The organism is Arthrobacter crusticola, assembly GCF_004357995.1.
GTDB lineage: Bacteria > Actinomycetota > Actinomycetes > Actinomycetales > Micrococcaceae > Arthrobacter_D > Arthrobacter_D crusticola.
The window spans coordinates 376,960-389,788 of sequence record NZ_SMTK01000001.1 but is presented as its reverse complement, the minus strand read 5'-3'; the positions used below and the strand labels follow the sequence as shown (position 1 = coordinate 389,788).

The 12,829-nt window shown below is 69.9% G+C and carries 12 protein-coding genes; all 12 read right to left on the bottom strand.

The window, feature by feature from the left end:
* Positions 1-19: 19 nt before the first annotated feature.
* The 12 genes from metK to pyrR all read right to left on the bottom strand — a co-directional run bounded on the left by metK (position 20) and on the right by pyrR (position 12,776).
* Complete coding sequence (gene metK, locus E2F48_RS01820; RefSeq protein ID WP_133402295.1) at positions 20-1,234, bottom strand: methionine adenosyltransferase; 1,215 nt, start codon at positions 1,232-1,234, stop codon at positions 20-22.
* 63 nt (positions 1,235-1,297) lie between these two features.
* Positions 1,298-2,518, bottom strand: a complete 1,221-nt coding sequence (gene coaBC / locus E2F48_RS01815) for a bifunctional phosphopantothenoylcysteine decarboxylase/phosphopantothenate--cysteine ligase CoaBC (protein ID WP_133402294.1) — start codon at positions 2,516-2,518, stop codon at positions 1,298-1,300.
* A gap of 25 nt (positions 2,519-2,543) precedes the next feature.
* Positions 2,544-2,804, bottom strand: a complete 261-nt coding sequence (gene rpoZ / locus E2F48_RS01810; RefSeq protein ID WP_120165450.1) for a DNA-directed RNA polymerase subunit omega — start codon at positions 2,802-2,804, stop codon at positions 2,544-2,546.
* A 57-nt stretch (positions 2,805-2,861) separates the two neighbouring features.
* Positions 2,862-3,431 (bottom strand): guanylate kinase, encoded by a 570-nt coding sequence (gmk, locus tag E2F48_RS01805; RefSeq protein WP_133402293.1) that lies wholly within the window; start codon positions 3,429-3,431, stop codon positions 2,862-2,864.
* 8 nt (positions 3,432-3,439) lie between these two features.
* Positions 3,440-3,778, bottom strand: a complete 339-nt coding sequence (gene mihF, locus E2F48_RS01800; protein WP_120165448.1) for an integration host factor, actinobacterial type — start codon at positions 3,776-3,778, stop codon at positions 3,440-3,442.
* A 98-nt stretch (positions 3,779-3,876) separates the two neighbouring features.
* Positions 3,877-4,767, bottom strand: coding sequence for an orotidine-5'-phosphate decarboxylase (gene pyrF, locus E2F48_RS01795; protein WP_133402292.1), 891 nt, complete (start codon positions 4,765-4,767; stop codon positions 3,877-3,879).
* Positions 4,757-8,068: a carbamoyl-phosphate synthase large subunit gene (gene carB / locus E2F48_RS01790; protein WP_133402291.1), complete on the bottom strand. Its 3,312-nt coding sequence runs from the start codon at positions 8,066-8,068 to the stop codon at positions 4,757-4,759. Before carB ends, pyrF begins: the two co-directional genes overlap by 11 nt.
* The gene (gene carA / locus E2F48_RS01785; protein WP_133402290.1) at positions 8,068-9,285 is read right to left on the bottom strand and encodes a glutamine-hydrolyzing carbamoyl-phosphate synthase small subunit; all 1,218 of its coding nucleotides are present in this window, start codon (positions 9,283-9,285) and stop codon (positions 8,068-8,070) included. The genes carB and carA overlap by 1 nt, the downstream gene beginning before the upstream one ends.
* Positions 9,282-9,821, bottom strand: a complete 540-nt coding sequence (locus E2F48_RS01780) for a PH-like domain-containing protein (protein ID WP_246018472.1) — start codon at positions 9,819-9,821, stop codon at positions 9,282-9,284. Before E2F48_RS01780 ends, carA begins: the two co-directional genes overlap by 4 nt.
* Positions 9,809-11,164: a dihydroorotase gene (locus E2F48_RS01775; protein ID WP_133402289.1), complete on the bottom strand. Its 1,356-nt coding sequence runs from the start codon at positions 11,162-11,164 to the stop codon at positions 9,809-9,811. The genes E2F48_RS01780 and E2F48_RS01775 overlap by 13 nt, the downstream gene beginning before the upstream one ends.
* Entirely contained in the window at positions 11,161-12,192 is a 1,032-nt protein-coding gene (locus E2F48_RS01770) for an aspartate carbamoyltransferase catalytic subunit (RefSeq protein ID WP_133402288.1), read from the bottom strand. Before E2F48_RS01770 ends, E2F48_RS01775 begins: the two co-directional genes overlap by 4 nt.
* Positions 12,189-12,776: a bifunctional pyr operon transcriptional regulator/uracil phosphoribosyltransferase PyrR gene (gene pyrR / locus E2F48_RS01765; RefSeq protein ID WP_133402287.1), complete on the bottom strand. Its 588-nt coding sequence runs from the start codon at positions 12,774-12,776 to the stop codon at positions 12,189-12,191. Before pyrR ends, E2F48_RS01770 begins: the two co-directional genes overlap by 4 nt.
* Positions 12,777-12,829: the final 53 nt, after the last annotated feature.

Sequence of the window (12,829 nt, the reverse complement as noted above, 5' to 3'; positions counted from 1 at the left end):
AGGGAGATTATGCCGCCGATCAGGCGTTGAAGTAGCTCCGCAGCTTGTCGACGCGGTCGGTCAGCTCCCAGTTGAACCCCTCGTCCTCGCGGCCGAAGTGCCCGTGGGCCGCGGTCTTCTGGTAGATCGGCCGCTTCAGGTCGAGGGCGTTGATGATGCCGAGCGGGCGCAGGTCGAAGATCTCCCGGATCGCCCTGCCGATCGCCAGGGGGTCGACCGTCTCGGTGCCGAAGGTCTCGACGTAGATCCCGACCGGATGCGCCATGCCAATGGCGTAGGCGACCTGGATTTCGGCCCGGCGGGCCAGTCCTGCGGCCACGACGTTCTTGGCGACCCAGCGCATGGCGTAGGCGGCGGAGCGGTCGACCTTGGAGGGGTCCTTGCCGCTGAAGGCTCCCCCTCCGTGGCGGGCGCTTCCGCCGTAGGTGTCGACGATGATCTTCCGGCCGGTCAGGCCGGCATCCCCGACCGGACCGCCGATAACGAAGGCCCCGCCCGGGTTGAGGATGTGACGCACGGAGGAGGCGTCGAGGTCCGAGGTCTCGAGGACCGGGTTGATGACGTGGGTGACGAGGTCCGCGCGCAGTTCGTCGAGGGAGACCTCGGCGGCGTGCTGGGAGGAGATGACCACGGAGTCGACCGAGACCGGGGTGTCGCCGTCGTAGCCGATGGTGACCTGGGTCTTGCCGTCGGGCCGCAGGTAGGGAAGCGTGCCGTCCTTGCGCACGGCCGTGAGCTGCTCCGAGAGCCGGTGCGCCAGCCAGATCGGCGCAGGCATGAGCACGGGGGTTTCGTCGCTGGCGTAGCCGAACATGATGCCCTGGTCGCCGGCGCCCTGGGCGTCGTACGGGTCGAGGCCTTTTCCTTCACGCACCTCGAGCGAGTGGAAGACTCCGGAGGCGATCTCCGGGGACTGCTGGCCGATGGAGACCGAGACGCCGCACCGGGCGCCGTCAAAGCCGTTGGCCGAGGAGTCGTAGCCGATTCCGAGGATGGTGTTGCGCACGATCTCGGGGATTTCAACGTACGCCTCGGTGGTGACCTCGCCCGCGACGTGGACCAGGCCGGTGGTGACCAGGGTTTCCACGGCCACCCGGGCGTCGGGGTCCGCCTGGAGCATGGCGTCGAGGATGGCGTCGCTGATCTGGTCGCAGATCTTGTCTGGATGGCCCTCGGTGACCGATTCGGAGCTGAAAAGCCGCAGCGCGGCGGGATTGGGGCTGGCAGGATTCACGTGCTCACTCTACTTGGTTCGGGTACGTAAGGTGCGGGCGGCGTAACAGGGAACTGCGCTGGTTCAGGGGTTCAGCGCCGCCGCGGCGCGGGCGAGGACCGCCTCGGCGACCTCGCGTTTACTGCCCTCGACCGGCAGCGGCTCGCTGCCGTCGGCCGCCAGGATGAGCGCGGCGCTGGTGTCGGAGCCGAAGACGAGGTCCCGGCCCACCACGTTGAGGACCAGCAGGTCGCAGCCCTTGCGTTTGAGTTTCAGCTGGGCGTGCGTCAGCGGGTCGGCGTCCGGGTCGCCGGTCTCGGCGGCGAACCCCACGATCACCGCGGGGCCTCCCGTGTCGGCGCGCCGCAGCACGCTTTCGGCGAGGATGTCGGGGTTGCGCACCAGCTGCAGGACGGGCTCGGCGGCGTCGTCGGTCTTCTTGATCTTCGACTCCGCCACCTGGGCCGGGCGGAAGTCGGCCACGGCGGCCGCCATGATGAGCACGTCGGACTCCGCGAGGGAGGCCAGGACGGCGCTGCGCAGCTCGAGGGCGGTTTCGACGCGGGTCAGACGCACCCCGGCAGGGGCCGGCACCTCGACAGCGGCGGCGATGAGGTTCACCGACGCGCCGGCGGCCAGGGCCGCCTCGGCGAGGGCCATCCCCTGCTTGCCGGAGGACCGGTTGCCGAGGAAGCGTACCGGGTCGAGCGGCTCGCGGGTTCCGCCGGCGGTGATGGTGACGGTGCGTCCGGCCAGCGGCCCGGCGGCGGCACCGGTGCGGCCGCGGTGGAAGGCGAGGGCTGCGGTGAAGATGTCGGCGGGCTCGGGAAGCCGACCGGGTCCGGAGTCGGTCCCGGTCAGGCGGCCGGTGGCGGGCTCCATCACGTGGACCCCGCGGGAGCGCAGGAGGTCGACGTTCGCGGTGGTCGCGGGGTGCCGCCACATCTCCGTGTGCATCGCCGGGGCCATAAACACCGGCCCGGAGGCCATCAGCAGTGTGCCGGTGAGCAGGTCGTTGGCGAGACCGGCGGCGGCGCGCGCGAGGATGTCCGCGGTGGCCGGGGCGACGACGATCAGGTCCGCCTCGTGCCCGAGCCGGACGTGGTTGACCTTCTCCACGTCGTCGAAGACGCTGTTGCTCACGGTGCGCCCGGAGAGGGCCTCCCAGGTCGCGGCGCCGACAAACTTGGTGGCGTTGTCGGTCGGGATGACCGTGACTTCGTGGCCTGCCTCGGTAAAGAGGCGGAGGAGGGATGCGGCCTTATACGCCGCGATCCCTCCTCCAACGCCGAGGACTACCCTCACGTTCGGATCCTGCCCGTCGGGGCCGTTACTCGGCCTGCTCCATGGGGGCGGCGACGAGCATTCCCTCGTCGATTTCGCGCAGGGCGATGGACAGCGGCTTCTCGTTCAGCCGGGTGTCGACCAGGGGGCCGACGTACTCGAAGAGGCCTTCGTGGAGCTGGGAGTAGTAGGCGTTGATCTGGCGGGCGCGCTTGGCACCGTAGATGACCAGGGCGTACTTCGAGTCCGATGCCTCAAGGAGCGAATCGATCGGCGGGTTGATGATGCCTTCGGGCTGTGTTGACACGAAATATCTCCAAAAAATAGGCGTTACTTGAGCTGTTACTTATTCATGGCCTGCGCTTTAGCGCTGCAGGGGGCGCAGTCCCATCAGCGAAACAAGCTCGTCAGCCGCGTGTTCGACACTGTCATTGACCACGGTGTGGTCAAACTCCGGTTCGGCGGCAAGCTCCAGTTTAGCTGTTTCCAGCCGATGCTGCTGTTCCTCGGTGCTTTCGGTGCCGCGGCCGATCAGCCGGCGGACCAGTTCCTCCCAGGTGGGCGGGGCCAGAAAGACGAAATTGGCCTCCGGCATCGTCTCCTTGACCTGCCGGGCACCCTGCAGGTCGATCTCCAGGAGCACGCACCTGCCCTCGTCCATGGCCTCCTGAACGGTGCTGCGCAGGGTGCCGTACCGGTTGCGTCCGTGCACCACGGCCCATTCGAGCAGCTGGCCGTCGGCGACGAGGGCGTCGAACTCCTCCGGAGAGACAAAGAAGTAGTGGATCCCGTGGACCTCGCCGGGGCGCGGGGGCCGGGTGGTGGCCGACACCGAGAGCCACACGTCGGGATAGTTGTCCCGGATGTAGGTGGAGACGGTTCCCTTGCCCACGGCCGTTGGCCCGGCCAGTACTGTCAGCCGCGGCTTCGACACGTAGTTCCTCACTTCCTGGCGGAGCCAGGGTTCGAATCGTTCAAATGGTCAATGAGCGCTTTGCGCTGGTGGATTCCCAGCCCGCGCACGCGGCGGGTGGGGGCAATGCCGACGGCGCTCATGATGGCCGCCGCCCGTACGTCGCCCACGCCTGGCAGGGCCTTGAGCAGGTCGAGGACCTTCAGCCGCCCCACAGCCTCGTCATCGGCGCTGCTCTCGATGACTTCCGCTACTGAGACTTTACCTGCTTTGAGGCTTGACTTGATTTCGGCGCGTGCTGCCCGCGCGGCGGTGGCCTTCTTCCGTGCCTGAGTTCGTTCGACGTCCGTCAAAGGCTTCAGGCTCACAAGTGCTCCCTGCATTGGACGGCCCCGGTGAAATGCCGGTCACCGCTGGTCTTGGAGAATGGGCTGGATCTGAACCTATCCTCTCGATCGGCCCAAAATCAATCCACTGCCGGGAGCGGATCGAGTTCCCGGCGGGCGGACCGCGCGGCCTCCCGAAGCCGTGCCGGATCCGGCCCCGCTGCAAGGACCGCCCGGCTCGAGGTCGGCAGCACCAGGGGGCGGGCGGCTCCGAAGCTCGCCTCGAGTTCGCGGGCGCCCGCACCCTGCGCTCCCACACCGGGAGCCAGGATGGGCCCGTTCAGCGCACCGAGGTCAAGGCCCAGGGACGTCACCGCGGATCCGACGGTGGCGCCGATGACCAGGCCCACGGACCCGGGGGCTCCGGCCTCCGCCGCTGCACGGTTCTCCGCCGCGGCGGCCCTCACGATCCTCAGGGCGACCGATTCGGCGCCGCCGGCGTGCTGCACCGAAGCTCCCTCGGGGTTGGAAGTGAGGGCCAGGACGAACACGCCCCGCCCGGTGGCCGCGGCCAGGTCGAGGGCCGGGCGCAGCGACTCGAAGCCCAGGTACGGGTTAAGCGTGACGGCGTCCGCCGCGAGCGGCGCGCCGTCGCCCAGCCAGGCCTCGGCGTAGGCGGTCATCGTCGAGCCGATGTCGCCCCGTTTGGCGTCGGCGATCGTCAGCACGTCCGCCTCTGCCGCCCGGGCCAGCAGCATCTCGAGCACGGCCAGGCCCTTCGAGCCGTGCCGTTCGTACAGGGCCACCTGCGGCTTCAGTGCCGCCGCCTCGGGCCCGAGGACCTCCAGTGCCGCCAGGGAGAACCGCTCAAGGCCCGCCGGGCTGTCCGGCAGATCCCAGGCCGCCAGCAGGGCCGGGTGCGGGTCGATCCCGATGCACAGGCCGCCGCGGCGCCGCCGGGCGGCCGCAAGGCGCACCCCGAACGGTTCGCGGGGCGCGCCGGCGGGCCGGGTGCCGGTGCTAGGAGGCATGCTGGGCCTCCGTGGAGGCACGCAGGTTCGCCGCGTGCTCCTGAAGGCTCGTCACCGACCATTCGAAGGAACGCATGGCCTCAATGGCCTGCACGGCGGCTCCCACCTCGGGGATGGTGGTGACGACGGGGAGCCCGTAGGAGGTTGCCGCCGCCCGGATCTCGTACCCGTCGCCGCGGGCCTGCCCTCCGGAGGGGGTGTTGATGATCATGTCAATGCCGCCGCTGGTGATCAGGTCGACGACGGTGCCCGTGCCGTCGGCCCCTGCGCCCTCGGCGACCTTCCGCACCGTGGTGGCGCTGATGCCGTTGCGCCGGAGCACATCGGCGGTGCCGCCGGTGGAGACGATCTGGAAGCCCAGGTCGACGAGGCGCTTGACGGGCAGGATGATCGAGCGCTTGTCCCGGTTGGCCACGGAGACGAAGACCTTGCCCGAGATCGGCAGGGCCGCGTTCGCCGCGGCCTGGCTCTTGGCGAAGGCGGTGTCGAAGTACCGGTCGATGCCCATGACCTCGCCGGTGGAGCGCATTTCCGGGCCGAGCAGCGAGTCGACGACGACACCTTCGGGGGTCCGGAACCGGCTGAAGGGCAGCACGGCTTCCTTGACCGACACCGGGGCGTCGAAGGGCAGGGACCCGCCGTCGCCCTGCTGCGGCAGCAGCCGGTGGTCGTTGCGCAGTTCTGCGATGCTGACTCCGACCCCGATCAGGGCCGCCGCCTTGGCGAGCTGCACGCCGGTGGCCTTGGAGACGAACGGCACGGTGCGGGAGGCACGCGGGTTCGCCTCGAGGACGTAGAGGATGTCGGAGGCCAGGGCGAACTGGATGTTGATCAGCCCGCGCACCCCCACCCCCTCGGCGATGGCCAGCGTGGCCGTCCGGACCCGCTCGAGGACGTCGGCGCCCAGGGTGATCGGCGGCAGCACGCAGGCGGAGTCACCGGAGTGGATGCCGGCCTCCTCGATGTGCTCCATGATCCCGCCCAGGTACATCTCGGTGCCGTCGTAGAGGGCGTCGACGTCGATCTCGATGGCGTCTTCGAGGAACCGGTCGATCAGCACAGGGTGGTCGGCGGTGATCTCGGTGGCGTTGGCGATGTAGCGCGAGAGGTTCGGCTCGTCGTACACGATCTCCATGCCGCGTCCGCCCAGCACGTAGGAGGGGCGCACCAGGACGGGGTAGCCGATTTCGTCGGCGATCTTCTTGGAGTCCTCGAAGGAGACGGCGGTGCCGTTCTTCGGGGCGATCAGCCCGCCGGCGTCGAGCACCCGGCTGAAGGCCCCGCGGTGCTCGGCGAGGTCGATGGCCTCCGGGGAGGTCCCCAGGATGGGGATGCCGGCGTCGGCCAGTTCCTGCGCGAGCTTCAGCGGCGTCTGCCCGCCCAGCTGGACGAAGACCCCCATCACTCCCCCGGTCCGCTGCTCCGCGGCGATCACCTCGAGGACGTCCTCGAGGGTGAGCGGCTCAAAGTAGAGGCGGGTGGAAATGTCGTAGTCGGTCGAGACCGTCTCGGGGTTGCAGTTGATCATCACCGTCTCGTACCCGGCCTGCCGCAGCGCCATGGAGGCGTGCACGCAGGAGTAGTCGAACTCGATGCCCTGCCCGATCCGGTTCGGTCCGGAGCCCAGGATGATCACCGAGGGCTGGGCGTGGTCGGCCACCTCGTCCTCCTCGTCGTAGGAGGAGTAGTGGTACGGGGTGTAGGCGGCGAACTCGGCGGCGCACGTGTCGACGGTCTTGAAGACCGGGCGCACGCCGAGCGCGTGCCGGACCCCGCGCACCACGGCGTCGGGGATGGAGCGCAGGGCGCCGATCTGTTCGTCGGAGAAGCCGTGGCGCTTGGCGAGGCGGAGCATGTCCTCGCTCAGGTTCCCGGCCGTCCGCACCTGCTCGGCGGTCTCGTTGAGCAGGACCAGCTGGTCCAGGAACCACGGGTCGATGCCGGTGGCCTCGTGCAGGTCTTCGATGCTCGCCCCGCCGAGCAGGGCGCGCTGGACCTGGGAAAGCCGTTCCGTCGTGGGGCGCTTCGCCGCCTCGATGAGGCCGGGGACCTCCTCGGCGGGCACCGGGGCGAATGACAGCTGGGATCCCTTCTGCTCAAGGGAGCGCAGGGCCTTCTGCAGCGCCTCGGTGAAGTTACGTCCCATGGCCATGGCCTCGCCGACCGACTTCATGGTGGTCGTCAGCGTGGTGTCGGCGGCGGGGAACTTCTCGAAGGCGAAGCGCGGAACCTTCACCACCACGTAGTCCAGGGTCGGCTCGAAGGATGCCGGCGTCTTCTGCGTGATGTCGTTCGGGATCTCATCGAGGGTGTAGCCGAGGGAGAGCTTGGTGGCGATCTTCGCGATGGCGAAGCCGGTGGCCTTGGAGGCCAGCGCGGAGGAGCGCGAGACGCGGGGGTTCATCTCGATCACGACGACGCGGCCGGTGGAGGGTTCGATGGCGAACTGGATATTGCACCCGCCGGTGTCCACGCCCACCTCGCGGATGACGGCAATGGAGATGTCACGCAGCCGCTGGTACTCGCGGTCGGTCAGGGTGAGGGCGGGGGCGACGGTGATGGAGTCACCGGTGTGGACCCCCACCGGGTCGAAGTTCTCGATGGAGCAGACCACAACGACGTTGTCGTTCTTGTCCCGCATCATCTCGAGCTCGTACTCCTTCCAGCCCAGGATGCTCTCTTCGAGCAGGACCTCGCTGGTGGGGCTGTACTGAAGGCCCTGCCCGACGATCCGGCGCAGGTCGGCCTCGGTGTAGGCAAGGCCGGAGCCGAGGCCGCCCATGGTGAAGGAGGGCCGCACCACCATGGGGTAGCCGAGGTCGCCGGCGGCCGCCAGGGCCTCGTCCAGGGTGTGGACGATGACTGAGCGGGCCGATTCGGCGCCGCAGCGCTCGACGACGCCCTTGAACTTCTCCCGGTCCTCGCCCAGCTCGATGGCGGCGATATTGGCGCCGATGAGCTCAACGCCGAACTTCTCCAGGATGCCGTTCTTGTCCAGGGCGATGGCGGTGTTCAGCGCGGTCTGCCCGCCGAGGGTGGGAAGGAGCGCGTCCGGGCGTTCCTTTTCGATGATCTTGGCGACCACCTCGGGGGTGATGGGTTCAACGTAGGTGGCGTCGGCGAATTCGGGGTCGGTCATGATGGTGGCCGGGTTCGAGTTGACGAGGATGACCCTCAGGCCCTCCTCCTTGAGCACGCGCAGCGCCTGGGTGCCCGAGTAGTCGAATTCGGCGGCCTGCCCGATCACGATGGGGCCGGAGCCGATGACCAGGACGCTCTTGAGGTCGGTTCTGCGGGGCATCAGTTCTCTTCCTGGGGGGTGCTCGGGGCGGTGCTGTCGGGGCTGGCCTGCTGCGCGCCGTGAGCGGCGCCCATCAGGTCGATGAAGCGGTCGAACAGGTAGGCGGAGTCGTGGGGGCCGGCCGCCGCTTCGGGGTGGTACTGGACGGAGAAGGCGGGAAGGTCGAGGCACGCGAGCCCCTCGACCACCGAGTCGTTGAGGCTGATGTGGCTGACTTCGACGCGGCCGAAGCCGCCGTGCGGCGCCTCGACGGGGCCCTCGAGCGGTGCGTCGACCGCGAACCCGTGGTTCTGGGAGGTGATTTCGACCCGGCCGGTCCGCCGGTCAAGGACGGGCTGATTGATGCCGCGGTGGCCGTAGCGCAGCTTGTAGGTGCCGAAGCCCAGAGCCCTGCCGAGGATCTGGTTGCCGAAGCAGATGCCGAAGAACGGGATCCGCCGCTCCAGGACCCGCCGCAGCAGCTCGACCTGCACGTCAGCCGTCGCCGGGTCCCCGGGACCGTTGGACATGAACACGCCGTCCGGACCCGCCGCCGTGAGGTCCTCGAAGGAGGTGTCGGCGGGGAAGACGACGGTGCGCACCCCGCGCTGGGCGAAGTGCCGGGGAGTCATGGTCTTGATCCCGAGGTCCAGGGCGGCGACGGTGAACCGGGGCTCGCCGTCCCACCCGTGGTCGGCCGGTTCGACGGTGTACACCGCCTCGGCGCTCACCTCCTCCGCGAGGCGCGCCCCGGCCATCGACTGCTGCGCCTGGACCTGTTCCAGCAGCTGCGCCGCGGGCAGGGCGGCGGCGGCGCCGGAGAAAATGCCGGCCTTCATGGCGCCGCGCTCACGCAGGTGGCGGGTGACGGCGCGGGTGTCAACGCCCTCGATCCCCACGACGCCCTGGTCGCGGAGCTGGGCGTCGAGGCTCAGTTCGGAGCGCCAGTTGGACGGGCGGCGGGCCGCATCGCGCACGATGTAGCCGGCCACCCAGATGCGCCGTGACTCGGCGTCGTCGGCGTTCACCCCGGTGTTGCCGATGTGCGGTGCTGTCTGCACCACGAGCTGGCGGGCGTAGGAGGGGTCGGTGATGGTCTCCTGGTAGCCGGTCATGCCGGTGGCGAACACCGCCTCACCGAGGGCCGTGCCCTCGGCGCCGTAGCTGCGGCCGCGGAAGGACCTGCCGTCTTCAAGGACGAGCACCGCCGCTGCCGGGGACGTGGGGGGTTGGTTCACTGGGGGTTCCTGCCTTCGGGATCAATCGGGGAATCGTTCGACGGTGGGGTGGCTGGGGTGAGGGCGGCGACCGCCGCGAGAAGCTGTGCCTTGTCGGTGGCGTGGCGGGTGCGGAAGCCGGTGTCGACGCCTTCGCCGTTGAGCCGCCAGGAAAGGACGACCAGGCCGTTCTTTTCAACGAACTTGCCGGTCATGCCCGACTCGAGGCGCACTCCGGTGAGGGCATTCCGCGGCACGTACACGTCCGGGGCGCCCCGGCGGGCCAGCAGGACGCCGTCGGGGTGCACCGTGGCGACCGCCTCGGAGCGCACCCCCAGGCCGTGGACGGCGAGGCGGTCGAGCCAGTCCCCCGCGGTGGTCGTGGCCACGTACTGGCCTTCGGTCCGGTACAGCTCCGGGCCGGGGTCGGCCGGGGCGGCCGGCGGGGCGGGCACCGCGGCCTGCCGGCGCAGCCGGTTGCGCCAGCCCACGGCCATTAGGGCGAAGACGGCGCCGACAATCAAAACGGTGAGGCTGAGCGGGCCTAGCCAGTCCACGCGGTTTCCTTTGCAGCCGGGGTGAGCGGCGCGTTGAGGGCGCCGTCGAGGACGGTGGGGTGGCCGCGGTAGAACGTCGCCTGGACCCGGCCGGGAAGCTCAATCCCGGCGAAAGGACTGTTGCGTCCCATCGTTGCCATTTTATTCGGATCGACGGTCCACCGCGCGGCCGGGTCGACCAGGACGACGTTGGCCGGCTCCCCTTCGGTCAGCGGCCTGCCCTGGTGGGCGAGCCGCCCGATCTCGGCCGGCCGGGTGGAGGTGACGCGGGCGAAACCCTCCCAGTCGAGCAGGCCGGTCTCGACCATGGTGTGCTGCACCACGGACAGGGCGGTCTCAAGACCGGTCATGCCCATGGCCGCCTGCGCCCACTCGCATTCCTTGTGCTCGCTGGGGTGCGGGGCGTGGTCGGTTCCGACGGCGTCGATGGTGCCGTCGGCGAGGGCCTCCCGCAGTGCCTGCACGTCATCGGCGGTGCGCAGGGGCGGGTTCACTTTGTAGACGGGGTTGTAGCTGCGCACGAGGTCGTCGGTGAGCAGCAGGTGGTGCGGGGTGACCTCGGCGGTGACACGGATGCCGCGGGCCTTGGCCCAGCGCAGGATCTCGACGGACCCGGCGGTGGAGACGTGGCAGACGTGCAGCCGCGAGTTTACGTGCTGGGCCAGGAGCACGTCGCGGGCGATGATGCTCTCCTCGGCGACGGCCGGCCACCCGGTCAGGCCCAGGACGGCGGAGACCTCGCCCTCGTTCATCTGCGCCCCCTCGGTGAGCCGGGGCTCCTGGGCGTGCTGGGCGATCACCCCGTCGAAGGCCTTCACGTACTCGAGGGCACGGCGCATTAGAACGGGGTCCGAGACGCAGATGCCGTCGTCGGAAAAGACGCGCACTCGAGCGCGGGATTCGGCCATGGCGCCGAGTTCGGCCATCCGCTCCCCCGCCAGACCGACGGTGACGGCGCCGACCGGGCGGACCTCCACCCAGCCCGCGCGCTGCCCGAGGCTGTACACCTGTTCGACGACGCCGGCAGTGTCGGCCACCGGCGAGCTGTTGGCCATGGCGTGAACCGCGGTGAACCCGCCCAGTGCGGCGGCACGGGATCCGGTCTCGACCGTTTCCGCGTCCTCGCGGCCGGGCTCGCGCAGGTGGGTGTGGAGGTCCACCATGCCGGGAAGGGCGATCAGCCCGTCGGCGTCGATGACGCGGGTTCCGGGTTCCGGGGCGGCGCCGGCACCAACCCGCACGATGCGTCCGTTCCGGATCAGCAGGTCCTGGCGGGATCCGCCCAGCGGGGAGGCGCCCCGGATCAGGTACCCGTTTCCGGGTGTCGGTTCTGCGCCGGTCATACTGCGGGCTCCTTCGTGGGGGAAAGTGCGGGGTTGGCGCGCACGGTCGGCGCGGCCGGGTCGTCGTGGGTGCCGCCGGCAAGCAGCAGGTACAGCGCGGCCATGCGCACCGAGACGCCGTTGCGCACCTGGGCCAGCACGGTGGAGCGGACCGAGTCCGCCGCGGCGGCCGAAATCTCCAGACCCCGGTTCATGGGTCCGGGATGCATGATGACCGTGTCGCCGAGGCCCAGGGTGTCGAGCGCCGCGAGGCGGGCGTCGTCGAACCCCCAGCGCCGGGAGTACTCCCGGGTGGAGGGGAAGAAGGCGGCGTTCATCCGCTCGGCCTGCAGCCGGAGCATCATCACGGCGTCGGGCCGGTCGGCGAGCGCCTCGTCCAGGTTGTACCGCACGGTGCAGGGCCAGGTGTCGACCCCCACGGGGAGCAGGGTGGGCGGACCCACCAGGGTGACCTCGGCGCCGAGGGTCTTCAGCAGCCACACATTGGAGCGGGCGACGCGCGAGTGGAGGATGTCCCCCACGATCAGGACCCGCATGCCGGCGAGGTCGCTGCCGGGAGAGCCGGTGCCGGCCACCTTCGCCCAGTGGCGGCGGAGCGTGAAGGCGTCGAGCAGCGCCTGGGTGGGGTGCTCGTGGGTGCCGTCGCCGGCGTTGAGGACCGCCGCGTCAATCCAGCCGGATGCGGCCAGGCGGGCGGGGGCGCCGGAGGCGGGATGGCGGATGACGACGGCGTCGGCGCTCATCGCCTCAAGCGTCTGGGCGGTGTCCTTGAGTGATTCGCCCTTGGAGACCGAGGAGCCCTTGGCGGCGAAGTTGATGACGTCCGCGGAGAGCCGCTTGGCGGCGGCCTCGAAGGAGATCCGGGTCCTCGTCGAGTCCTCGTAGAACAGGTTCACCACGGTGCGCCCGCGCAGGGCGGGCAGCTTCTTGATTTCGCGCTCGCCCACCGCCGCCATCTCCTCCGCGGTGTCGAGCAGGCGCAGCGCGTCGGGCAGGGCGAGGTCATGGGTGGAGAGGAGGTGCTTCATGCGCCGCCCTCGATGACCACTTCGTTCACGGGACGACCACCGGCGGTGTCAATCTCCTCGAGGTGGACCCGGACCCGTTCCGCCGAGGAGGTCGGGAGGTTCTTGCCCACGTGGTCGGCGCGGATCGGAAGCTCCCGGTGCCCGCGGTCCACCAGGACGGCGAGCCGCACGATGCGGGGCCGGCCCAGGTCGGCCAGCGCGTCAAGGGCGGCGCGGATGGTCCGCCCGGAGTACAGGACGTCGTCGACGAGGACCACGACCTTCTCGTCGATCCCCGTCGGCGGGAGCTGGGTGGCCCGCGGCGGGCGGGTGGGATTGCGCTGCAGGTCGTCCCGGTACATGGTGACATCGAGCTGACCGGTGATGGCGCGGGGGTCAACGGACGGATCGACGGCGCCGATGCGGCGGGCGAGGCGCTGGGCCAGCGGGAAACCCCTGCGGGGAATGCCGAGGAGGACCAGGTCCTGGGAGCCTTTGTTGGCTTCGAGGATCTCGTGGGCGATGCGGGTGAGCGCGCGGTCTATATCGGCTTCGGCGAGAACAACGCGCGGTGCGGCTCCGGCATGCGGTGCGGGCACGGTCATATCACGCTTCCTCCTTCCCCGCCTCACAGGACGGCATTTAAAGGTTGGCTGCG

Excerpts from the sequence above, each read along its gene's own strand:
- pyrF (WP_133402292.1), bottom strand. The coding sequence starts at position 4,767 with ATGCCTCCTAGCACCGGCACCCGGCCCGCCGGCGCGCCCCGCGAACCG.
- carB (WP_133402291.1), bottom strand. The coding sequence starts at position 8,068 with ATGCCCCGCAGAACCGACCTCAAGAGCGTCCTGGTCATCGGCTCCGGC.
- E2F48_RS01775 (WP_133402289.1), bottom strand. The coding sequence starts at position 11,164 with ATGACCGGCGCAGAACCGACACCCGGAAACGGGTACCTGATCCGGGGC.
- E2F48_RS01770 (WP_133402288.1), bottom strand. The coding sequence starts at position 12,192 with ATGAAGCACCTCCTCTCCACCCATGACCTCGCCCTGCCCGACGCGCTG.
- pyrR (WP_133402287.1), bottom strand. The coding sequence starts at position 12,776 with ATGACCGTGCCCGCACCGCATGCCGGAGCCGCACCGCGCGTTGTTCTC.